The sequence below is a fragment of the Pseudomonas sp. RL_5y_Pfl2_69 genome (assembly GCF_963970465.1).
GTDB lineage: Bacteria > Pseudomonadota > Gammaproteobacteria > Pseudomonadales > Pseudomonadaceae > Aquipseudomonas.
This window is the reverse complement of sequence record NZ_CAXAOU010000016.1, coordinates 37,676-59,877: the sequence shown is the minus strand read 5'-3', so window position 1 is coordinate 59,877 and position 22,202 is coordinate 37,676. Positions and strand designations below refer to the sequence as shown.

The following is a 22,202-nucleotide window of genomic DNA, read 5'->3' as shown; positions in this document are numbered from 1 at the left end:
ATCACTTGTTGCTGAGCAGTGCTTCCAGTTTTTCCTGGTCACGGGCGAACTGACGAATGCCTTCGGCCAGTTTCTCGGTGGCCATTGCATCTTCGTTGGAGGCCCAGCGGAATTGCGACTCGTCCAGCACCAAACGCGGTTCGCCTGCGTGGCCAGGGGCCAGTTTGCGTTCCAGCTTGCCTTCGTCCAGGGCCAGTTTTTCCAGCAGGTCGGGGCTGATGGTCAGGCGGTCGCAGCCGGCCAGTTGCTCGATCTGGTTGAGGTTGCGGAAGCTGGCGCCCATGACCACGGTGTTGTAGGCATTGGCTTTGTAGTAGTTGTAGATGCGGGTTACGGACTGCACGCCCGGGTCATCGGAGCCGGTGTAGTCAACGCCGGTGGACTTCTTGTACCAGTCGTAAATCCGCCCCACAAACGGCGAGATCAAAAATACCCCGGCATCGGCACAGGCAGCCGCCTGGGCGAACGAGAACAACAGGGTCAGGTTGGTTTGAATGCCGTCCTTTTCCAGCTTCTCTGCTGCGCGGATGCCTTCCCAGGTCGAGGCCAGCTTGATCAGCACGCGGTCGCGGCCTACACCGGCCTTGTCGTAAAGCTCGATCAACTGGTTGGCTTTTCTCAGCAGGGCGGGTTCGTCAAACGACAGGCGGGCGTCGACTTCAGTCGAAATACGGCCTGGAATCACGTTCAAGATACCGCTACCTACCGATACCGCGAAATGATCGCAGGCCAGGCCCACATCGCCTTTGGCGTGGCTGATGGCATTTTTCAGCAGCTCGGCATAGCCGGGCATCGCTGCAGCCTTGAGCAGCAGCGACGGGTTGGTGGTTGCGTCCACAGGTTTGAGACGGGTAATTGCGTCGAGGTCGCCGGTGTCTGCGACCACGGTGGTGAACTGCTTGAGTTGTTCCAGCTTGGAAGTCATGAGCGTCTCTGTCGAAAAGGTAGTAATGGCAGTACAGATTGATTGCGTCTTCGATCATTAGTTCGTTGAACGTAGAGTGGCAGAATGCCGCTGAACACGCCCGCAGTGCAACCAATGGTGCAGATTTAATCTGTCGCAGTGCCATTACCCCAACGTCAAATCTCCATCTTGCCCCACCCTGGCTTGCGCGGCTCTGGCTCGCAGATCTGCACCGCATTGACGGTTTTGCCGGTGGCGAGTTCAACCCTGCGTGCCACCTCCGGGTCGTCGGCAAACGGGATCAGGCTGGCTTCGTCGATGTCTTTCTCGGTTTTGTGCTTCAAGCACCAGCTGACGGCGCAGTAAATGCTGATCACTGCGCAGCTGTTGAGGGCTATTTCGAGCATGTGCAACGCTCCTTGCTGGAGGGCAAGCGCAAGCCTTGTGGCCTGCGCTGCAACGGGATCAGGCAATCCGGGCGGTCAGTTCGGCCTGTTTGAGGTTGGCTACACGCACCGTGCGCCATACGTTCCAGGCCATCAGCAACATGCCGCACAGGAAGAACAGCCCGCCCACCAGGCGTACGACAAAGCCCGGGTGGCTGGCCTGTAATGACTCGACAAACGAGTAGGTCAGGGTGCCGTCATCGTTGATCGCCCGCCACATCAGGCCCTGGGTGATGCCGTTGACCCACATCGACGCGATGTAGAGCACCGTGCCGATGGTGGCCAGCCAGAAGTGCAGGTTGATCAGCGCGATACTGTGCATCTGCTCACGGCCGAAGATTTTCGGGATCATGTGATACAGCGCCCCGAAGGTAATCATCGCCACCCAGCCCAAAGCCCCGGCGTGTACGTGGCCGATGGTCCAGTCGGTGTAGTGGGAGAGGGCGTTGACGGTCTTGATCGCCATCATCGGGCCTTCAAAGGTCGACATGCCGTAGAACGCCAGAGACAGCACCAGAAAGCGCAGGATCGGGTCGGTACGCAACTTATGCCAGGCCCCCGAGAGGGTCATCATGCCGTTGATCATGCCGCCCCAGCTGGGTGCCAGGAGGATGATCGACATTGCCATGCCCAGCGATTGCGCCCAGTCCGGCAGCGCGGTGTAGTGCAAGTGATGAGGGCCTGCCCATATATAAAGCGTGATCAGTGCCCAGAAATGCACGATGGACAGGCGATAAGAGTAAATCGGCTTGCCGACTTGCTTGGGTACGAAGTAGTACATCATTCCGAGAAAGCCGGTAGTCAGGAAGAAACCTACGGCGTTGTGCCCATACCACCACTGCACCATGGCATCGGTGGCGCCGGAGTACACCGGATACGACTTGAACCAGTCCACTGGAATGGCCAGGTGGTTGACCACATGGAGCATGGCAATCACCAGAATGAAGGCGCCGAAAAACCAGTTGCCGACGTAAATATGTTTGGTTTTTCGTTGTACCACTGTGGTGAAGAAGACGATGGCGTAGGCCACCCAGACCACGGTCATCCAGACGGCGCCGGTGAACTCGATTTCGGCGTATTCCTTGGTCGTGGTGTAGCCCAGGGGCAGTGTGATCAGCATGATCACGATCACTGACTGCCAGCCCCAGAAAGTGAAGGCAGCGAGCTTGTCAGAGAACAGCCGCACGTTGCAGGTGCGCTGCACGGCGTAATAGCTGGCGGCAAATTGCGCGCTGCCGGCAAAGCCGAAAATCACCAGGCTGGTGTGCAGCGGCCGCAGTCGCCCGAAGGTGGTCCAGGGCAGGTCCAGGTTCATTTGCGGCCAGGCCAGTTGCGAGGCGATCCACACGCCCATGGCCATGCCGATAACACCCCACACCACGGTCATGATGGCGAATTGGCGGACGACCTTATAGTTATAGGCCTGCCCGTTCAGTGCTGTGCTCATGCTCAAGTCTTCCACGGTTCAAAGTCCTGCCAGGCCTCGTGGTCTGGCGCAGGTTGAACTTTAGGAAGCTTGAGTTAAACAAGACAGATTCAGAAAATAAGAATTTATGCGGATCAGATTTTATCGGGTGTTTAGGCCGATTTTATCTAATCTGATCTGGTTTTTAAGATATTCACGAAATTTAAATCCAACTGAGCTGTAAGGCCAGGCCCCATGTGTAGTGCGCGCTCGATCACATTCATCGTGGGATAGAACAGGCTTGTGCGGTGATTCTCCAAGGCTTGGCTATACCTATATGGGCGCGTTCCTACGGTTGCCCCCCCTACAGGAGTTACAGAATGAAGCTTGGTTTAATGATCGGTACGTTGTGCATCGCCTCAATCGGGATGGTCGGTTGTGCGAGCAAGGTCCAGCAGCCGGATGAATACTCTGGTTTCCTGAAGGATTACAGCCGCCTTAAAGAGGCCAAGTCGCCCTCTGGTGCAGAGGTGATGCGTTGGGTTGACCCAAAACTGAAGGTGAATAAATACACCAGTGTGTATATCGAGCCGACTCAGCTGTACCCGGCACCCAAACCGACAGAGAAGATTCCACAAAGTACGTTGAACGGAATCACCAACTACTACGATCAGGCCCTTAAGCGTGAATTGAGCAAATCCTTGCCGTTGGCCAGTGCCCCTGGACCGGGTGTGATTGTAGTGCGGGCAGCCATCACCGCAGTCAGCAGCGAGACCGAGAGCCTGGCACCCTATGAGTACATTCCGGTAGCCCTGGTGGCTGCGGCGGTGAGCACGGCCTCGGGCATCCGGGATCAGGAAACCCAGCTGGCCACCGAAGCCGTCTTTATCGACGGGCAAAGCCAGGATGTTGTGGCCCAGGTCGTGCGCAAAGGCACCGGCAAGCCACTGGCGAACAGCAGCCAGGCAATGAAGGCCGATGACGTGAAAAACGTGATTGATACCTGGGCTTCGGACTTGCATCAGTCGTACTTGAAGCTCAAGAAATAAGCTTAACGCGCGAATGCATGCGTAAATTGTAGTCGCTGCCGCAGGCTGCGAAGGGTTGCGAAGCAACCCGTTTCCCCGAAGCCTGCGCGATCCCGATCCCGATCCCGATCCCGATCGCAGCCTTCGGCAGCGACTACTGCATCTTCTCCCTACTTGCCGAAAGTGACGTTGATCCCGGCAAACAGGGTGAACTGAGGCAGGTTGTCCCCCTTGCGCTCCACGGTCCATTGCGGCTCAACGAAGGCGTTCAAAATATTGCTTCCGGCTTTCCAGGCCTTACCTGCACCCAGCCCGATGGGGATGTAGTGGGTGTTGTTTTTCAGGTCGTAGGTCCAGGTGCCCGTGGAGCGCAGATACCAGCCCTTGGGCAGGTTGTGGATGATGAACGGTTGAAAGGTCGCGCTCTCCACATGCTGGCGGTCGCTGTCACCGGCGAACGAGCTTTGATACTGCACCAGCGCGCCCAGCAGGCCCCGGGGGGATGCGTCGATGGCGACAGCGGCGAAGCCTGCCTGCCATTTGCCGGTACCCAGTTCGTCATGCTCGGCAGTCGGAGCGGTGATCTGCGGGCCGATGCCCAACTGCACACCCTCGGTTTTAAGCAGGAAAATATCAAACAGGTTGAGGTCGCCAATCCCCGTGCTGTAGCCAGTGTGCGGGTCAGGGCGGGTGCTGATCGGCAGCGTGGCGCGCAGCAGTTGCGGTACGCCAATGAAATCGTTCGGCGCCACGGGCAGGGTGCCGCGCAGCAGGGCGTCGTTGGTGTGGATATTGCTGTCGTACACCTGTGGCGTGTAGTAGTCCTGAAGGTTGGCTCCCGGGGCCAGGTTCAACGGGTTGTTGCTCTTGTTGGCGGTCTCGGCGTTATCCGCCAGCGCATCCGTGACCGGGTAAAGGGCGAGGGTAAGCAAGAAACCTGAGGCAAGGCGGGTGATTGGCATGGCGATCCTGATCCTTGGGCGCAAGCTGTATACGCTAGCAGTCGGTCGAGAATTGGCCCGTTTGCCGGCGCATCTTTTAGCGGTTCTGCGCTCCAGCACACAGAAACAGGTCATGCCTGCCGGGTATGAAGGGCTGTGGGAATAGTCTTTTTGTAGCGAGAGTCGTGAGATTTTACGATCAGGTCATAGGTCGTCCACCTGATTCATGTTTAACTTCGGCCTCTTCAAAAACTGTTAAGAAGGACATCGTTCATGGCTCAAGTGACGCTTAAAGGCAACCCTGTTCAAGTCAACGGCGAACTGCCTGCAGTAGGTTCCAAGGCGCCAGCGTTTTCGCTGGTTGCAGGTAATTTGTCCGACGCAACACTGGCGAGCTTTGCTGGTAAGCGTAAAGTGCTGAACATCTTCCCGAGCGTAGATACCCCGACTTGCGCCACTTCGGTGCGCAAGTTCAACGCAGAAGCCAATGCTCTGCCGAACACCGTTGTATTGAACATTTCGGCTGACCTGCCATTCGCGCAAGCCCGTTTCTGCGGCGCCGAAGGTCTGGAAAACGTGCAAAACCTGTCGACCCTGCGCGGCCGCGAGTTCATCGAGAACTACGGCGTAGCCATTGCTGACGGCCCGTTGGCTGGCCTGACTGCGCGTGCGGTCGTGGTTCTGGATGAAAACGACAACGTGCTGCACAGCGAGCTGGTCAAAGAAATCGCTGAAGAGCCGAACTACGAAGCAGCCCTGGCTGTTTTGAAGTAAGTCGTACTGCAAGACTCAAAGCGGCCTGGCACCGAGAGGTGCCAGGCCGTTTTTTTTTGCGTTCCAATCTGTCATCCGCCAACCCTTGTGGGAGCGGGCTTGCTCGCGATTGGGGCGCTGCGGTGCATCGGTACAGCTGCGGTGATGCCATCGCAGGCAAGCCAGCTCCCACAGGTAGTGTGGCGCCCTGCAGATCTGAATCCTGGCAAGCCAGCCTCTACAATGGCTGTCATCTTTTGCTCATGAACCCTCTATAACGTAAATAGCCGGTAAAGAGCCTTTTCATAACGCCCCGCACTGCTTATCGTTCGTCCTCCTGTAAATTATCGCTCGCGCTAATGGTTGATCACTCCATGCAATCCTCTGTTTCCCACAAATCCCGTTTCTGGCTGTTTGGCCTGCTGGTCTTGCTGATAGTCCTTGGCCTGTGCTGGTGGCTTTGGCCATCTGCCTCGAAAAAGGCCGCGACCGATCAGCCCGCCGGGCACACCAGCCGCTCGGGGATGATGCGTCCCGGATTTGGCGGGTCTACTCAGCCCGTTCCGGTGCGGGTGTCGGAAGTAGTACAGGGCAATTTCCCGGTGTACTTCAAGGCCCTGGGTACTGTGACGGCACTCAACACGATCAACGTGCGCAGCCGGGTGGCAGGGGAGCTGGTCAAGATCTATTTCAAGGAAGGGCAGATGGTCAAGGCGGGTGAGCTGCTGGCCGAAATCGACCCGCGCAGCTATCAGAATGCCCTGCTGCAAGCCGAAGGCACGCTGCTGCAGAACCAGGCCCAACTGAAAAACGCCCAGGTTGATGTGCAGCGCTATCGCGGCCTGTATGCCGAAGACAGCATCGCCAAGCAGACCCTGGATACAGCCGAAGCACTGGTCAGCCAATATCAGGGCACGGTCAAGACCAATCAGGCAGCCGTCAATGATGCCAAGCTGAACCTGGACTTCACCAAGATCCGTGCACCGATCAGTGGCCGTGTGGGCTTGCGTCAACTGGATGTCGGCAATCTGGTCGCAGCCAACGACACCACGGCCCTGGTCGTGATCACCCAGACCGAGCCGATCGTGGTCGCCTTCACCTTGCCCGAGACCAATCTGGCGCTGGTGCTTGAGCGATATCGCAGCGGCGCAAAAATGCCAGTGCAGGCCTGGAACCGGGGTGACACCAAAGAGCTGGCAGTGGGTGTGTTGAGCAGCATCGACAACCAGATTGATATCACCACCGGTACCCTGAAGTTCAAGGCGCTGTTCGAGAACCGCGATCAGGTGCTGTTCCCCAACCAGTTCGTCAATGTCCGCCTGCTGGCCGACACCCTTCAAAACGTGGTGCTGGCGCCGACAGCGGCCATTCAGTTCGGCACCAACGGCTCGTTCGTGTATGCAATGGACGGCGACAACAAGGTCAAGATCCGCACCATTAAAGTGGGTGCCACCGACGGCGACGTGACGGTGATCGAAGACGGCCTGGCCCCAGGCGATCGTGTGGTGCTCGAAGGCACCGACCGTCTGCGCGACGGTGGTGCAGTCGAAGTGGTCAATGACAATGTTGAAGTGCCAACAACGGCCGCAGGGCAGCTGCTGGACGGCGGCCCTGACACCGATACAGCTCCGGCCCCGGCCCCTGACAAAGCCAAGACCAAGGCCCGCGAATGAATCTGTCGCGACTGTTTATCCTGCGCCCGGTCGCAACCACGCTGTGCATGTTGGCCATCGTGTTGTCCGGGATCATCGCCTATCGCTTGTTGCCGGTGTCGGCCTTGCCTCAGGTCGACTACCCGACTATCCGCGTGATGACGCTGTATCCCGGGGCCAGTCCGGATGTCATGACCAGTGCCGTGACGGCGCCGCTTGAGCGTCAGTTCGGGCAAATGCCGGGCCTGACGCAAATGGCCTCCACCAGTTCCGGTGGCGCATCGGTGCTGACGTTGCGCTTTAACCTCGACATCAATATGGATGTCGCCGAGCAACAGGTGCAGGCCGCGATCAACGCCGCCAGCAACCTGCTGCCCAAGGATTTGCCGGCACCGCCGGTGTACAACAAGGTCAACCCTGCGGATACCCCGGTGCTGACCCTGGCGATCAGTTCCAAAACCATGCCGCTGCCCAAGCTCAATGACCTGGTCGATACGCGCATGGCGCAAAAAATTGCCCAGATCAGCGGCGTGGGCATGGTCAGCATTGCCGGCGGTCAACGCCAGGCCGTGCGGATCAAGGTCAACCCCGAAGCGCTGGCTGCCAATGGCCTGAACCTGTCGGATGTGCGCACCCTGATCGGGGCGTCCAACGTCAACCAGCCCAAGGGTAACTTTGACGGCCCGACCCGGGTATCGATGCTGGACGCCAATGACCAGTTGAAAACCCCTGAGGAATACGCCGAGCTGATCCTGGCGTACAACAACGGCGCGCCACTGCGACTCAAGGACGTGGCTGAAATTGTCGATGGCGCCGAAAACGAGCGTCTTGCCGCCTGGGCCAACGAAAACCAGGCTGTGCTGCTGAACATCCAGCGCCAGCCCGGTGCCAACGTGATTGAGGTGGTCGACCGGATCAAGGCGCTGCTGCCGAGCATCACCGACAACCTGCCGGCCGGTATCGACGTCACGGTGCTGACCGACCGCACCCAAACCATCCGCGCCTCGGTGCGCGATGTGCAATACGAATTGCTGATCGCCATCGCGCTGGTGGTGATGGTGACATTCCTGTTTCTGCGTCGCGCCAGCGCCACCCTCATTCCATCGATTGCCGTACCGCTCTCGCTGGTCGGCACTTTTGGCGTGATGTACCTGGCGGGGTTCTCGATCAACAACCTGACGCTGATGGCCCTGACCATCGCCACCGGCTTTGTGGTGGATGACGCCATCGTCATGCTCGAAAACATTTCGCGCTATATCGAAGAAGGCGACAGCCCGATGCAGGCCTCGCTCAAGGGCGCCAAGCAAATCGGCTTTACCCTGATCTCGCTGACCCTGTCGCTGATTGCGGTACTGATTCCGCTGCTGTTCATGGCCGACGTGGTGGGGCGTTTGTTCCGCGAGTTTGCGATCACCCTGGCGGTGGCGATCCTGATCTCGCTGGTGGTCTCGCTGACCCTGACGCCCATGATGTGCGCGCGCTTGCTCAAGGCAGAACCCAAGCCGCAAGAGCAGGGGCGCTTCTACCGTGCCAGCGGCGCGGTGATTGACTGGATGATTGCCGAATACGGGCGCATGTTGCAGTGGGTGCTCAAGCACCAGCCGCTGACCCTGCTGGTGGCTATCGGCACCCTGGCGTTGACCGTGTTCTTGTACATGGTGGTGCCCAAGGGCTTCTTCCCGGTGCAGGACACCGGGGTGATCCAGGGCATTTCAGAGGCGCCGCAGTCGATATCGTTCAGCGCCATGAGCCAGCGTCAGCAGGAACTGGGCCAGATCATTCTGCAAGATCCGGATGTTGAAAGCCTGTCGTCGTATATCGGGGTGGACGGGGATAACCCGACGCTCAACAGCGGGCGCATGCTGATCAACCTCAAGCCACACAGCGAGCGTAGCGACAGTGCTTCCCAGGTGATCGCGCGCCTGCAACCGCAACTCGACAAGCTGGCGGGCATTCGCCTGTTTATGCAGCCGGTGCAGGACTTGACCATCGAGGACCGTGTGAGCCGCACCCAGTACCAGTTCAGCCTGTCTTCACCGGATGCCGAGTTGCTCAGCACCTGGAGCCAGAAGCTGGTCACGGCGCTGTCCAATCAACCCGAGTTGGCCGATGTGGCCAGCGATCTGCAGGACAAGGGCTTGCAGGTGTATCTGGTGATTGACCGCGATGCGGCCTCGCGCCTTGGGGTGTCGGTAGCCAATATCACGGACGCGCTGTACGACGCCTTTGGCCAGCGCCAGATCTCCACCATCTACACCCAGGCCAGCCAGTACCGCGTGGTGCTGCAGGCCAAGGATGGCGAGAAAATAGGCCCGCAAGCACTGGACCAGATTCATGTCAAAACCACCGACGGCGGCCAGGTACGGCTGTCGAGCCTGGCCAGGGTCGAAGAGCGTCAGGCGCAACTGGCGATCTCCCATATCGGCCAGTTCCCTTCGGTCATGGTCTCTTTCAACCTGGCCCCCGGGGTTGCTCTGGGCCAGGCCGTCGAGCTGATCGATCAAGTGCAAAAAGACATCGGCATGCCGTTGGGGGTCAAGACCGAATTCCAGGGCGCTGCACAGGCGTTCCAGGCGTCGCTGTCGAGCACCTTGCTGCTGATTCTGGCGGCGGTGGTCACCATGTACATTGTGCTGGGCGTGCTCTACGAGAGCTACATCCACCCGATCACCATCCTGTCGACCCTGCCTTCGGCGGCGGTGGGTGCCTTGCTGGCGCTGATTCTCAGCGGCAATGACCTGGGGATGATTGCGATTATCGGCATCATCCTGCTGATCGGTATCGTGAAGAAGAACGCGATCATGATGATCGACTTCGCCCTCGATGCCGAACGTAACCAGGGCATGGCCCCCGAGCAGGCGATCTATCAAGCCGCGTTGTTGCGTTTCCGGCCGATTTTGATGACCACCCTGGCGGCCTTGTTTGGTGCCATACCGCTGATGCTGGCCACCGGTTCCGGGGCGGAATTGCGCCAGCCCCTGGGCCTGGTGATGGTCGGCGGTTTGCTGGTGAGCCAGGTGCTGACCCTGTTCACCACCCCCGTGATCTACCTGTACTTCGATCGACTGGGTCGTCGCTGGCGCGGTGATGCTGTCCAGACCGGGCAGGCGTCGGTATGAACCTGTCCGGTCCGTTCATCAAGCGCCCGGTAGCCACCATGCTCCTGAGCCTGGCAATCATGTTGCTGGGCGGCGTGAGTTTTGGTTTGTTGCCGGTGTCGCCGCTGCCCCAAATGGACTTCCCGGTCATTGTGGTCTCGGCCAACTTGCCGGGGGCCAGCCCCGAGGTCATGGCGTCTACCGTGGCCACGCCGCTGGAGCGATCTTTCGGCGCGATCGCCGGGATCAACACCATGAGCAGCAATTCCAGCCAGGGCTCGACCCGGGTGATTTTGCAGTTCGATCAGGACCGCGACATCAACGGTGCAGCACGGGAAGTGCAAGCGGCAATCAACGCTTCGCGCAACCTGCTGCCCAGTGGCATGAAAAGCATGCCGACCTACAAAAAGATCAACCCGTCACAAGCGCCGATCATGGTGTTGTCGCTGACTTCCGAGGTGCTCTCCAAGGGCCAGCTGTACGACCTGGCCTCCACCATCCTCTCCCAAAGCCTGTCCCAGGTGCCGGGTGTGGGCGAAGTGCAGATTGGCGGCAGTTCGTTGCCCGCGGTGCGTATCGAGCTGGAGCCGCAACTGCTCAATCAGTACGGTGTTTCCCTGGATGACGTGCGCAGCACCATTGCCAATGCCAACGTGCGTCGCCCCAAGGGCGCGGTGTCCGACGGTGATCGTAACTGGCAGATCCAGGCCAACGACCAGCTGGAAAAAGCCAAGGACTACGAGCCGCTGATCATCCGTTACCAGGATGGCGCAGCCCTGCGCCTGAGCCACGTGGCCAAGGTCAAGGACAGTGTCGAAGACCGCTACAACAGTGGTTTTTTCAATAACGATGCGGCGGTGCTGCTGGTGGTCAACCGCCAGGCCGGGGCCAACATCATCGAGACCGTGAACGCGATCAAGGCCCAGTTGCCGGCCCTGCAGGCGGTGCTGCCGGCCAGTGTCCAGCTGAACCTGGCGATGGACCGTTCGCCCGTGATCAAGGCCACCTTGCATGAAGCCGAAATGACCCTGCTGATTGCCGTGGCGCTGGTGATTCTGGTGGTGTTCCTGTTCCTCGGCAATTTCCGTGCGTCGCTGATTCCGACGCTGGCGGTACCGGTTTCATTGGTGGGCACCTTCGCGATCATGTACCTGTACGGGTTCTCGCTGAACAACCTGTCGCTGATGGCCCTGATTCTGGCCACCGGGCTGGTGGTGGATGACGCCATCGTGGTGCTGGAGAACATCTCGCGCCACATCGATGCCGGTATTGCTCCCATGAAAGCCGCGTACCTGGGGGCCAAGGAAGTCGGATTCACCTTGCTCTCGATGAACGTGTCGCTGGTAGCGGTGTTCCTGTCGATCTTGTTCATGGGCGGGATTGTCGAAAGCCTGTTTCGCGAGTTTTCCATCACCCTGGCGGCGTCCATAGTGGTGTCGCTGGTGGTGTCGTTGACCCTGACGCCGATGCTGTGTGCTCGTTGGCTCAAACCCCATGTGCCGGGCACTGAAAACGCCATGCAGCGCTGGAGCATCCGCCTCAACGAGCGCATGGTCAGTGGCTATGCCCGCAGCCTGGACTGGGTGTTGCGCCACAAGCGCCTGACGCTGTTCAGCCTGCTGGTGACCATTGGCGTCAACGTTGCGCTGTATGTGGTGGTGCCGAAAACCTTCATGCCGCAACAGGACACCGGGCAACTGATCGGTTTTGTTCGCGGTGACGACGGCCTGTCGTTCAGCGTGATGCAGCCGAAGATGGAAATCTTCCGCAAGGCGGTGCTGGCCGACCCTGCGGTCGAGAGCGTCGCAGGTTTTATTGGCGGCAACGGCGGTACCAACAATGCGTTCATGATCGTGCGCCTCAAGCCGATTTCAGAGCGCAAGGTGTCCGCACAAAAGGTCATCGAGCGCTTGCGCGAAAACATGCCCAAAGTCCCCGGTGGCCGCCTGATGCTGATGGCCGACCAGGACCTGCAGTTTGGCGGCGGGCGTGATCAGACCAGCTCGCAATACTCGTACATCCTGCAAAGTGGCGACCTCGGCCAATTGCGCACCTGGTATCCGAAAGTGGTGGCCGCGCTCAAGGCGCTGCCGGAACTGACGGCCATCGATGCCCGCGAAGGTCGCGGCGCGCAACAGGTGACGCTGGTGGTTGACCGCGACCAGGCCAAGCGCCTGGGGGTGGACATGGACATGGTCACGGCCGTGCTCAACAACGCCTACAGCCAGCGGCAGATTTCCACCATTTACGACAGCCTGAACCAGTATCAGGTGGTGATGGAGGTCAATCCCAAATACGCCCAGGACCCTGAAACCCTGAATCAAGTGCAGGTGATTACCGCCGAGGGTCAGCGCATCCCGCTGTCGGCCATTGCCCATTACGAGAACAGCCTGCAGAACGACCGGGTCTCCCACGAAGGCCAGTTCGCCTCGGAGACCATTGCGTTTGACATGGCACCCGGGGTCTCGCTGGAGCAGGGCACTGCGGCCATTGAACGGGCAATCGCAAAACTCGGTTTGCCTGAAGAAGTGATCGTGAAAATGGCCGGTACGGGAGATGCCTTTGCCGCCACACAAAAAAGCCAGCCGTTCATGATTCTGGGTGCGTTGGTGGCGGTGTATCTGGTGTTGGGGATTCTCTATGAGAGTTACATCCACCCGCTGACCATTCTGTCGACCTTGCCGTCGGCCGGTGTCGGCGCGCTGCTGAGTATCTACCTCACGGGCGGCGAGTTCAGCCTGATCTCGCTGCTCGGTTTGTTCTTGCTGATCGGTGTGGTGAAGAAAAACGCGATCTTGATGATCGATCTTGCGCTGCAACTGGAACGGCACTCGGGCCTTGCGCCGCAAGAGTCGATCCGCAGTGCGTGCCTGCAACGTTTAAGGCCGATTTTGATGACCACCCTGGCGGCCATTCTCGGCGCCTTGCCGTTGATGCTGAGCACCGCTGAAGGTGCAGAAATGCGCCAGCCTCTGGGCCTGACCATTATCGGCGGGCTGATTTTCAGCCAGATCCTGACCCTTTACACCACCCCGGTGGTTTACCTCTATCTCGACCGTCTGCGCCATCGTTTCAACAAGTGGCGTGGCGTGCGCACTGATGCTGCTCTGGAAACTCCGCTATGACCTCTCGTTTGTTTCTCCTTGCCCCGGCATTGTCCGTTGCGCTGCTCAGTGCCTGTGCAATCGGCCCGGACTACCAGCGCCCGCAAACCTCAGCGCCCCTTGAGTACAAAGAGGCCGCCGGCTGGACTCAGGCCAACCCGAGCGATTCATTGGCCCGCGGTGCCTGGTGGGAGTTGTACGGTGATCAGCAACTCAACGGGCTGGTTGAAAAACTCAACAGTTCCAACCAGACCATTGCGCAGTCCGAAGCCCAGTTCCGTCAGGCCCAGGCATTGGTGCGCAGCGCGCGCGGGGCCTTTTTGCCCAGCGCCGACTTGAGCGTGGGCAAAACCCGCTCCAGCCAGGGCACCGGTAGCTCCAACTCAAGCCTGACCAGTTCCAGCAGCGGTATTCGTGACACCTTGAATGCCCAGGTCGGGGTGAGCTGGGAGGCTGATGTGTGGGGCAAACTGCGTCGCGGCCTGGAAGCCAACGAGGCCAGTGCCGAAGCCAGCCTGGCCGATCTGGCCGCCATGCGCCTGAGCCAGCAATCGGAACTGGTGCAGAACTACCTGCAGCTACGGGTTATCGATGAGCAAAAGCGCTTGCTGGAAGCCACGGTCGAGGCGTATCAGCGTTCGCTGAAAATGAGCGAAAACCAGTACCGTGCGGGGATTTCCGGCAAGGATGCGGTGGCTCAGGCGCAAACCCAGTTGCGCAATACACAGGCCAGTCTGATCGACTTGATCTGGCAGCGCGCACAGTTTGAAAACGCGATCGCGGTACTCACCGGGCAAGCGCCAGCGGGCTTCAACCTGGCTGAAATGACAGATGTGCCCAAGCTGCCGCAGATCCCGCTCAGCCTGCCTTCACAACTGCTGGAAAGACGTCCTGATATCGCCTCGGCGGAGCGTTCGGTTATCGCTGCCAATGCCAATATCGGCGTCGCCAAAGCGGCTTACTACCCGGACTTCAGCCTGAGCCTGTCGGGCGGTTACAGCAGCAGCCAATATCAGGACTGGATCAGCGTGCCGAACCGTTTCTGGTCGGTGGGGCCGAAAATTTCCCTGCCGCTGTTTGATGGCGGCCAGCGATCGGCAGAAGTGGACCGTAACGAAGCCGTCTACGACCAGACCGTGGCCAAGTACCGCCAGACCGTGCTCGACGGTTTACGGGAAGTGGAAAACTACATGGTGCAGTTGAAGGTGCTGGGGGATGAGTCTGTGGTGCAGGAACAGGCACTGGAATCGGCCCGCGAATCGCTGCGCTTGACCAACAACCAGTACAAGGCGGGCCTGATCGCTTATCTGGACGTGGTCTCGGTACAAACCACTGCCCTGAGCACCGAGCGTAGCGTGCTCAACCTGCTGCAAAGCCGCCTGATAGCCAGCGTGCAGTTGATCGCGGCGTTGGGTGGCGGTTGGGATGGAAGCACTGACCTGAGTGCTCAGGAACAATAAAATCTGCCTCGATGGCGCTCACCAAACCTGATGGTTGCAGCGCCTTTGTGGGAGCGGGTTTGCTCGCGATGGAAGCACCGCGGTCGTTCGAATACACCTCGGCACCTGTATCGCGGGTCGGTCTCTACTGATAAACACTGAACCGGTCCTTGCCGCTGTGCTTGGATGCGTACAACGCCTTGTCGGCATTGGCCAGGGCCTGGTTCAGGGTGTCGTCATCTCCCACCCGGGCCAGGCCGATGCTGACAGTCACCGGGTGCGAATGGGGGGCTTCACGCACCTGTCGGCACAACGTATCCATCAGCGTCTCGGCGTCGCTGCGACGTACGCCGGCCAGGTACACGGCAAACTCTTCTCCCCCCAGTCGCGCGTATTCATGGTCGGCCATCACTCCCTTGATGATGTCGGCAGTACGCTTGAGCACTTCATCGCCAATATCATGGCCAAACTGGTCGTTGACCTTCTTGAAGTTATCGATATCGATCATCGCGAGATAGTGGTCGTGTTCCCGGGGCAGGGCCTGTAACTCATGGCCGGCCTGGAGCATGAAGGAGCGCCGGTTGGGAATCTCGGTCAGGGCATCCAGATAAGCCTGGGCCACCAGCAATTTGGACATTGTGTAGTTGTGCAGTTTGACCCGGCGTAGTTTGAAAAAGCTGTAGATCGTCAGGCTGCACAAAAAGGCGAAGTAGCACAGGATCAAGAGGCCGCGCAGATCCATGATCGACGCCTGGGTCATCAGGAAAGGGTTGAGCATCACACAGTTGATGGCCGCAACGCTGAGAAATGCCCAGCGGCTAAGGGGCAAAACCGATGCGCTGTAAAGGATGCTGGAACTGGCAAGTGCCAGCCAGATGGGCTGTGTGTCTGCAGGCAGGCCAAAGATGATCAGGCGCAGGCCGAGCGTGATGAACAGGACGAAAATCTGGTTGAGTACGTCGAAGTGCCGGTAATTGTGAATAAAGCCAAGAATGACGGTCAGCCCCACCATGACGCTGAGAAACAGCAGGGAAAGGCCGGTAAAACCCTGGCCGCCCTTGGTGCTGACAATCAGGTTGAACAGCAACCAGATCGCAATGCTCGTGATGTAGGTCAGGCGGCAAAAGTTGCGCAGTTTTTCGAAATCGTGTTGGGCAAATTCGGCTTGCAAGGCAGGGGGGGCAGCTTGTTTCGAAATCGCTGATTCAATGGTTTTGAGCATCGCACGCCTTGATCACTGTCGGATGACGGTATCCGGGGGGATCAAGTGTTCCACAATTTTCTCCCCGGAGTTGCCCAGATAACCCTAGCAGGAGTTGGCGGCTTATCGAAAACGGGCGAGCCGATAGTGCCCGGTATTCGCATCAGCCCTCGTGGGCGAAGACTTCGCCGATGCTGCGGCGGCGCGCATGTTGTTCGCTGGCCCTGATCAGCTCTTCAAGATCTTCAGGGGTGACATCGATGAACGCGTCCATTTGCTGCAGTGCATGTTGCAAGTCCTGGGCGGTAATGCCCGGGTCAACGGGGGCCTGATCAGCAATCACCAGCGGGTTCGCCTCGGCCGATTTTTTAGGGTAACGCACACGGGTCAGATTGTTGTAGGCCAGCGCCGCGATCAGCATGCTCACTGCGCTGAGCATCACCGGGGCGAGCATGCCCCACCCCAGGCGGGCACTGTCCGGGTCAGCCAGCACCACCAGTAACGCCAGCGCACCGGCAGGCGGGTGCAGGCAGCGCAGCAGGCACATGCACAGCATGGCGATGCCGACGGCGAGGCAGGCGCTGTCCAGGCCGCGCCCAAAAAAGTACACCACTCCCAGAGACACCACCGTTGCACACAGGTAGCCGCCGACAATCGACCAGGGTTGTGCCAGCGCACCTGAAGACACGGCAAACAGCAAAATGGCCGAAGCACCCAGCGGGCCAATCAAATGCATGGCCACGGGCAGACCGAAGAACAGGCTGCACACCCAGACGCTGAACAGCGTGCCAAGGGATACGCCTATGGCTGCGCGGCTCCATTCAGTGGGACGGGTGTTCGTAGCCGCAGGCAATAGGCGGCTGATCCAGCGGTTTTGCATGGTCAGGACAATCCGGTGTTGTGAAGCGGGGAGGTAAAAAAAGGGCCTGACGGGATTACCGGCAAGCCCTTGAAAATGTCCCTTCATTTGGGGGAGGAACGGGTGCAGTCTGCCCCGTAATGGGGCAGTCCGCAAATGCATAATAATGCTTGTTAAGTGCATTATTTTTCATGTTAGCCGCGATTATCAGCAGCAAGCTTGCCCAGAACGCGCTCATACACCTCGTTGTTCAATAGGCGTTGCTCTATAAAGGTGCGCGCGGCAGGGCTCTTGGCCAGCGGACCTTTAAGAACAATCAATGCATCCCGCAGTTTCAGCAGCTTGCACAGTGTCAGCACGCACCTGTCATCTGCGCATCCTTGCGCCTGGGAACACAGGTCCTGCTCGGGGCAGTGGTCGGCATTGGCAACCAAGGATTTATTCATCACGTTGTGCTCCATATAGGCAGGGTATGGATGGACGCATAGAGGGCTTGTCGCCAATGCCATGTATCAGGATACAAGCAGTGACATAACGCTTATTTACTCAGCTGGCGATCTAGGATTGGCGGCAATGATTGTAAAGTTTCGAAACGGCGGGGTGTTGTCAGGTAATGCGTAGCTAAGAGATAAGGTTTACGGAGAAAACCGTAGGATTGTTCGATGTGATCGGTGAGGTATGAGGGATCGTGAAGTCACGCATGAATATGAGTCCAAGCGCACTTTTACTGATGTGGTTTCATGCTGAAGCTGGCATCAATAGTTAAAAGTAGAAATACTTTATGCGAGCGTTGTCAGCCCCTGCTCAAGATGATTTTGCGTGCCCATCAAACCCGACTTCCAGGACGCATCCCTAATGCCGAACATCGCTGGTTCGATTGAAAAGTACATTTTTGCCAAGGATTCAAATCGTCCTGACCTTCTGCGCCAAGCCTTCACTGCAGATGCAACCCTTGAAATGGTTGTACGTACCGGCGTCATTTCATTTCCCCCTCAGGTCTGCGGTCGAGCAGGTATCGCCGATGTGCTGGTGCGCCGCTTTGGCCAAAGTTATGAAAACGTCTATACATTTTGTCTGGGTGAGCCCCCCAAGGCAGGCGCCAATACCCATGCCTGCAAATGGCTGGTGGGAATGTCTGTCAAAGAGACTCGCGAATTACGCATAGGTTGCGGAGAATATCACTGGCGATTTACGCCGCAGTCGGGACTGGCAGAGCATCTTTGCATCACGATCGAGCACATGCAGGTTTGTCCGTCGCAATTCCTTGAACCTGTAATGAATTGGCTGCAGAGTCTGGATTACCCGTGGTGCCTGCCTGGCGAGATAATAGAGAGGGCGCCACAGCTCAGTAACATTGCCCCTGTCATTGAGTATCTTCAAACCTGAGCCTTGGCTCGCGGCCTGTAATCACAGATCCATGCACACACCACGTCTTCGCACGTGATGTGTGCATTTTCAGCCTGCCCAGTGAATTTCTTGCTATAAACGCACTCCATTAGCCCCCGGCGAACACGTTTTTCAGCGATTTTCAGGTTTTGCTGGACAAATAGGTGCTTTTTCGGTTGCTGAGTCGATAAGTCGGCCTTAGACTGCCGCCCCTCGTAAATTGAGTGCCGGGTGGCGCTTGAAATAGATGGCACCTAACGGGTTGGGATCAAAATCGGTCAGAACGCTCCCTAATTAGCCTTAATGCACGTATTTTTTATAGAGAAATCAATGACAAAGGATAAGTTGCTGGCCATGCCGGCGGATGACTACATGAATGCCGAGCAACATGCTTTTTTCAGCGAGCTGTTGCAAAACATGAAGGTTGAAACCCACGAGCGTATCGAGCAGAACCGCATCGCGATCGAGAGCCTGGACACTCCGGCTGACCCTGCAGACGCCGCTTCGGTTGAAGAAGAGCGCACCTGGCTGGTGAACGCAATCGACCGCGACCAGCGCATGCTGCCTCAGCTTGAGCAAGCACTTGAGCGTATCAAGGACGACAGCTTCGGCTGGTGTGATGACAGTGGCGATGCAATCGGCCTCAAGCGCCTGCTGATCAGCCCTACCACCAAGTACTGCATCGAAGCTCAAGAGCGTCACGAGCAAATCGACAAGCATCAGCGTCAGGCCTAAGCGCCTGTCCTTGCCGGAACCGCGCCATGCGGTTTCGGTAGCTTGGGCTCTGCAGTCGTTCCCATTGCAAGCCTCTCCCCGCAGCAATTCCCGCTAAAATTTTAAATAGACGTTTGGCTGAGTGTCCTGGTGATGTCCCTTTATATTCGGCACGGCGTTTTTGCGCGAAGCTGAATTAATCGAGGGTCAGAGTCATGAGTCGCTCAAGCAATACGGAGCGTGTATTGCGTGTCGGTATCTTTTTCGATGGCACAGCCAATAACCAGTTCAACATTCTGTTGGGCCAGGAGCGTCAGGCCCAGGGCCTGAAGGTCGACCCCGCCAGCAGTTATGCCGGCACCCCGACTAATATCGCCCGTCTGCACCGCCATTACCCTGTGCAAACGACCTTCAGCGATGCGCGAGCGCAGACATCGCTTTACGTCAGCGGTATTGGCACCACCACCGCTGCGGCGGATACCGCGTTTCCGGGCCTGAGCTATGGCCGTGGCCGCACCGGTGTGCTGGGCAAGGCCGATGAGGCCCAGGCGCTGCTGAGCCAATGCCTGGGGCAATTTGTCCGGCTTGCTCCCCCCAACACCCTGGGTCGTTTGCAGCTGGATATCTTTGGCTTCAGTCGTGGCGCGGCAGCAGCCCGGCACTTCGCCAACCAAGTGCGCACCCTCCCTTTTAAAAAGCAGTTTGCCCTGGCGCCCGACTTCACATGCTCCATTGAGTTTATTGGTTTGTTCGATACCGTCGCTGCCATGGGCGGGTTGGAGGATCTGGGTGATGTGGGGGATGAGATCAACCCGGGGCTCAATCTGTATCTAGGGCCCGACTGTGCGCAACAGGTGGTGCAGTTGTGCGCCCGGGATGAATACCGGCGCAATTTTTCCCTGACCCGCATTGCGCCGCAATGGCCGCTGGATATTTTTCTGCCGGGTGCCCATGCCGATCTGGGGGGTGGTTATCCGCTCGAGATGCAAGAGCAGGTGCAGTTGACGCGCTGGCAAAGCAATCTGGTCAGCCCGTCCACACCCGTCAGGCTGACCCAGGCCTGGAAGCTGACTCAAGCGCAATGGCTTGACTGGCAGGAGAAGGATTTGATTGATCCGCTGGCGCCGGACGATTTTTTGCAGGTGCGCACTGAAGAGCGCAAGGCAGGCACTCGTCAGGATCCGATGAAGAGGGTCCAGGCCGCGGTCTTTATGCAACGCCGCCTGTACGGCCAGCTTTCACGCCTGTATTTACGCATGATGCACAGGCTGGCGTGTGAGCACGGGGTGCCCTTTGCTGCCCTGAGCGACGCACAGGACGCCTTGCCTGACGAACTGATCCCCATTGCTGCAAGGCTGGAGGGTCAGGTGCCGAAAAATGCGATCAAGCTGACTAATGCCCAGGAGCGTTTACTGCGCCAGCGCTACGTGCATCATTCGGCCAACTGGAATGCCAATGTGGGTGAGGGGCTCGGGGTGCTGGACAAGGGATTCTTCAACATACCGCAAGAGGGTGGGCGCTCTGTGTTCGACCAGAAGGCACCGGTCTGAGCGCAGGTGACACGGATATTGTTACAGCTGATGCAATGGAGCTATGCAGGGCATGGCTTTTTCCAGCGAGCGTTACTCTTTAAGATGGCCGACATCGTTAGGTGACTAACTAAATAGGTGGAGTAACCATCATGTCTAACCGGGTTGATGTCGCCGTGATGATTGGCAGCGGTGTGCCCGAAGGGTTGCGGGCCACGGGGCAGAAGGCTTGCTGGGTTGTGCTGGTCAATGGTGAGCAGCGGGGTACGGCGTTCTCGAGCCGCCTGGAAGCGGAGGAGTGTCGCTCTGCCTGGATGGCGCAGTTGAGCGCCACCCAATGGGCAGCGCACGGTCGGGCGCAGCGCGCTTGATTCGGGTCTGCCGGGTTCCCGGATTGGAGGGGGCTAGGCGTTGAGGGCGCCTGCGTCCACCGCCTGTTTTAATTCAAGTGCCGAACTCTTGGCTGCAATTTCTGCCTGCTCGGCGGTCTTGAACCAGCGGTCTTTCTCGACCTGATGGTAAGTCACCGTTTTTAGCGGTGGCTTGGCCCGCATGACAATCACTGCCTGAAACTCACCGTCGACTTCTTTGGACTCGCCGCGGATAAAAAATTCGCCAATATCAAATTCCGTCACGTGTCACTTTCCCTTCGAGGTAATGGAGCCCAGACAACCCGGCGGCATGGGCCAGGTCGATTTTTGCGCAAGTATGGCAGTTGTTGACACCCAGCGGCGCAGTTAACGTGTCCGGGCGACGAAAGCGCTATTTCACGGTCAGCAAACGAAGTAAAAATAGCGGTTTGCCCGATTGAGAAGTGGATGTGTATACCCAATCTCGGGCATGAGTCGGTAGAATGGCACTCCGGTTGTATTTTTTAGCCTGTTTTTTGCTGATGCAGGCCCGGGTTGATGCCCATTAACCTGCGGTAATCGTCGGTCTTTGTTACATGCCACTCCCGACTCCAGCAGTCCGGAGATTTTGTTGTATCCGGCTTTTATATAAGTGGGCTGAGGCCTTTTTTCTGCTGCCTGTCATTTGTTCTGGTAGCTCCACTTCACGTTTTCGAGGGTTTTTCGTTGGCAGTCAGCAATCTGGAGATGCATGCGTTATTTGTTCTTGGCGATTTGCGGGCGCGGTTGGTCAAACTGTTCCAGTCCCGCTTTGTGTACATCACCGAGCAGAACGCAGAAGGTATTTACATCGCTGAAATCGATACTGAAGCAGCGTTGGTAGTCGATGACAAGCCAGGCCTGGGGCTCAAGGTTGGCGATCATTTTCGCGCTGCGGTCTTGCCCAGCCGTGAAGGTGGCAAGTTCGAAATCAAATTCCGCGACATCAAGATGACCATCTATGGCATCGGCGATTACGCCTATGTCAGCTCACCTCTGGGCGAAGGCATCGTATTCAAGGAAGGTCAGACCGTGATGTTGATCTTCGCCGCCCAGGAGCAGCTCAAGGAAGGCCTGAGCAAAACCCTGAAGGCCGTCACTGCCAAAGCCGCCAAATGGCCCAAGGGCGAGTTGACGTTCAAGGCCAGTAAAGAGTGACAAGAGATACCCTGTAGTCGCTGAGGAGCGTAGCGAGGCTGCGATGGGGATGGTGCGCCACTGCGACGCTGCCACCGTGAGCTCAGGCTACGCGCAATAACGAATACTCAGGTTTACGGCCGCTGCGCAGCCGATCGCAGCCTCGCTGCGCTCCTCAGCGGCTACATATTCAAGGCGCTGGCTTTAAGCTTTTGCG

General features: G+C 58.2%; 19 protein-coding genes. 11 read left to right on the top strand and 8 right to left on the bottom strand.

Annotated elements, in window-relative coordinates; all coding sequences use genetic code 11:
• Position 1: 1 nt before the first annotated feature.
• From tal to ccoN, 3 genes are all read right to left on the bottom strand, one after another.
• Complete coding sequence (gene tal, locus AACY07_RS22400; protein WP_339477748.1) at positions 2-925, bottom strand: transaldolase; 924 nt, start codon at positions 923-925, stop codon at positions 2-4.
• A 155-nt stretch (positions 926-1,080) separates the two neighbouring features.
• Positions 1,081-1,311 carry a hypothetical protein gene (locus AACY07_RS22395; RefSeq protein WP_133078244.1) on the bottom strand — a complete coding sequence of 77 codons (231 nt, stop codon included), beginning with the start codon at positions 1,309-1,311 and terminating at the stop codon, positions 1,081-1,083.
• Between the two features lie 58 nt (positions 1,312-1,369).
• Complete coding sequence (gene ccoN / locus AACY07_RS22390; protein ID WP_133078245.1) at positions 1,370-2,797, bottom strand: cytochrome-c oxidase, cbb3-type subunit I; 1,428 nt, start codon at positions 2,795-2,797, stop codon at positions 1,370-1,372.
• A 338-nt stretch (positions 2,798-3,135) separates the two neighbouring features.
• On the opposite strand from ccoN, the gene AACY07_RS22385 reads away from it, so the two are divergent.
• Positions 3,136-3,804: a DUF3313 domain-containing protein gene (locus AACY07_RS22385; protein ID WP_219261306.1), complete on the top strand. Its 669-nt coding sequence runs from the start codon at positions 3,136-3,138 to the stop codon at positions 3,802-3,804.
• 149 nt (positions 3,805-3,953) lie between these two features.
• Here the strand turns inward: AACY07_RS22385 and AACY07_RS22380 are convergent, their stop codons facing one another.
• Positions 3,954-4,745: a hypothetical protein gene (locus AACY07_RS22380; RefSeq protein WP_133078247.1), complete on the bottom strand. Its 792-nt coding sequence runs from the start codon at positions 4,743-4,745 to the stop codon at positions 3,954-3,956.
• 252 nt (positions 4,746-4,997) lie between these two features.
• On the opposite strand from AACY07_RS22380, the gene tpx reads away from it, so the two are divergent.
• The 5 genes from tpx to AACY07_RS22355 all read left to right on the top strand — a co-directional run bounded on the left by tpx (position 4,998) and on the right by AACY07_RS22355 (position 14,791).
• Positions 4,998-5,498, top strand: a complete 501-nt coding sequence (gene tpx, locus AACY07_RS22375) for a thiol peroxidase (protein WP_095028281.1) — start codon at positions 4,998-5,000, stop codon at positions 5,496-5,498.
• A 338-nt stretch (positions 5,499-5,836) separates the two neighbouring features.
• A complete protein-coding gene (locus AACY07_RS22370) occupies positions 5,837-7,150 on the top strand; it encodes an MdtA/MuxA family multidrug efflux RND transporter periplasmic adaptor subunit (RefSeq protein ID WP_339477743.1) in 1,314 nt (437 codons plus the stop codon).
• A complete protein-coding gene (locus tag AACY07_RS22365; RefSeq protein ID WP_339477740.1) occupies positions 7,147-10,248 on the top strand; it encodes an MdtB/MuxB family multidrug efflux RND transporter permease subunit in 3,102 nt (1,033 codons plus the stop codon). The genes AACY07_RS22370 and AACY07_RS22365 overlap by 4 nt, the downstream gene beginning before the upstream one ends.
• Positions 10,245-13,352 (top strand): efflux RND transporter permease subunit, encoded by a 3,108-nt coding sequence (locus AACY07_RS22360; RefSeq protein ID WP_339477738.1) that lies wholly within the window; start codon positions 10,245-10,247, stop codon positions 13,350-13,352. The genes AACY07_RS22365 and AACY07_RS22360 overlap by 4 nt, the downstream gene beginning before the upstream one ends.
• Positions 13,349-14,791 (top strand): efflux transporter outer membrane subunit, encoded by a 1,443-nt coding sequence (locus AACY07_RS22355; RefSeq protein WP_339477736.1) that lies wholly within the window; start codon positions 13,349-13,351, stop codon positions 14,789-14,791. Before AACY07_RS22360 ends, AACY07_RS22355 begins: the two co-directional genes overlap by 4 nt.
• Positions 14,792-14,915: 124 nt before the next feature.
• Here AACY07_RS22355 and AACY07_RS22350 read toward each other — a convergent pair whose 3' ends face one another.
• From AACY07_RS22350 to AACY07_RS22340, 3 genes are all read right to left on the bottom strand, one after another.
• The gene (locus tag AACY07_RS22350; RefSeq protein WP_339477734.1) at positions 14,916-15,992 is read right to left on the bottom strand and encodes a GGDEF domain-containing protein; all 1,077 of its coding nucleotides are present in this window, start codon (positions 15,990-15,992) and stop codon (positions 14,916-14,918) included.
• Between the two features lie 142 nt (positions 15,993-16,134).
• Positions 16,135-16,851 carry an HPP family protein gene (locus tag AACY07_RS22345; protein WP_339477733.1) on the bottom strand — a complete coding sequence of 239 codons (717 nt, stop codon included), beginning with the start codon at positions 16,849-16,851 and terminating at the stop codon, positions 16,135-16,137.
• 173 nt (positions 16,852-17,024) lie between these two features.
• Complete coding sequence (locus AACY07_RS22340; protein WP_339477731.1) at positions 17,025-17,276, bottom strand: hypothetical protein; 252 nt, start codon at positions 17,274-17,276, stop codon at positions 17,025-17,027.
• 409 nt (positions 17,277-17,685) lie between these two features.
• Here AACY07_RS22340 and AACY07_RS22335 point away from each other — a divergent pair, with 409 nt between their 5' ends.
• From AACY07_RS22335 to AACY07_RS22320, 4 genes are all read left to right on the top strand, one after another.
• Complete coding sequence (locus AACY07_RS22335; protein WP_339477729.1) at positions 17,686-18,216, top strand: hypothetical protein; 531 nt, start codon at positions 17,686-17,688, stop codon at positions 18,214-18,216.
• 330 nt (positions 18,217-18,546) lie between these two features.
• Entirely contained in the window at positions 18,547-18,951 is a 405-nt protein-coding gene (locus AACY07_RS22330; protein WP_016780464.1) for a TraR/DksA family transcriptional regulator, read from the top strand.
• Between the two features lie 194 nt (positions 18,952-19,145).
• Positions 19,146-20,480 carry a phospholipase effector Tle1 domain-containing protein gene (locus AACY07_RS22325; RefSeq protein ID WP_339477725.1) on the top strand — a complete coding sequence of 445 codons (1,335 nt, stop codon included), beginning with the start codon at positions 19,146-19,148 and terminating at the stop codon, positions 20,478-20,480.
• A gap of 131 nt (positions 20,481-20,611) precedes the next feature.
• Positions 20,612-20,830, top strand: a complete 219-nt coding sequence (locus AACY07_RS22320) for a hypothetical protein (RefSeq protein WP_133078257.1) — start codon at positions 20,612-20,614, stop codon at positions 20,828-20,830.
• A gap of 33 nt (positions 20,831-20,863) precedes the next feature.
• On the opposite strand, the gene AACY07_RS22315 is transcribed toward AACY07_RS22320, so the two are convergent.
• Complete coding sequence (locus tag AACY07_RS22315) at positions 20,864-21,094, bottom strand: hypothetical protein (RefSeq protein ID WP_133078258.1); 231 nt, start codon at positions 21,092-21,094, stop codon at positions 20,864-20,866.
• A 441-nt stretch (positions 21,095-21,535) separates the two neighbouring features.
• Here AACY07_RS22315 and AACY07_RS22310 point away from each other — a divergent pair, with 441 nt between their 5' ends.
• On the top strand, positions 21,536-22,006 hold the full coding sequence (locus AACY07_RS22310) for a hypothetical protein (protein ID WP_133078259.1): 471 nt from the start codon (positions 21,536-21,538) through the stop codon (positions 22,004-22,006).
• Positions 22,007-22,202: the final 196 nt, after the last annotated feature.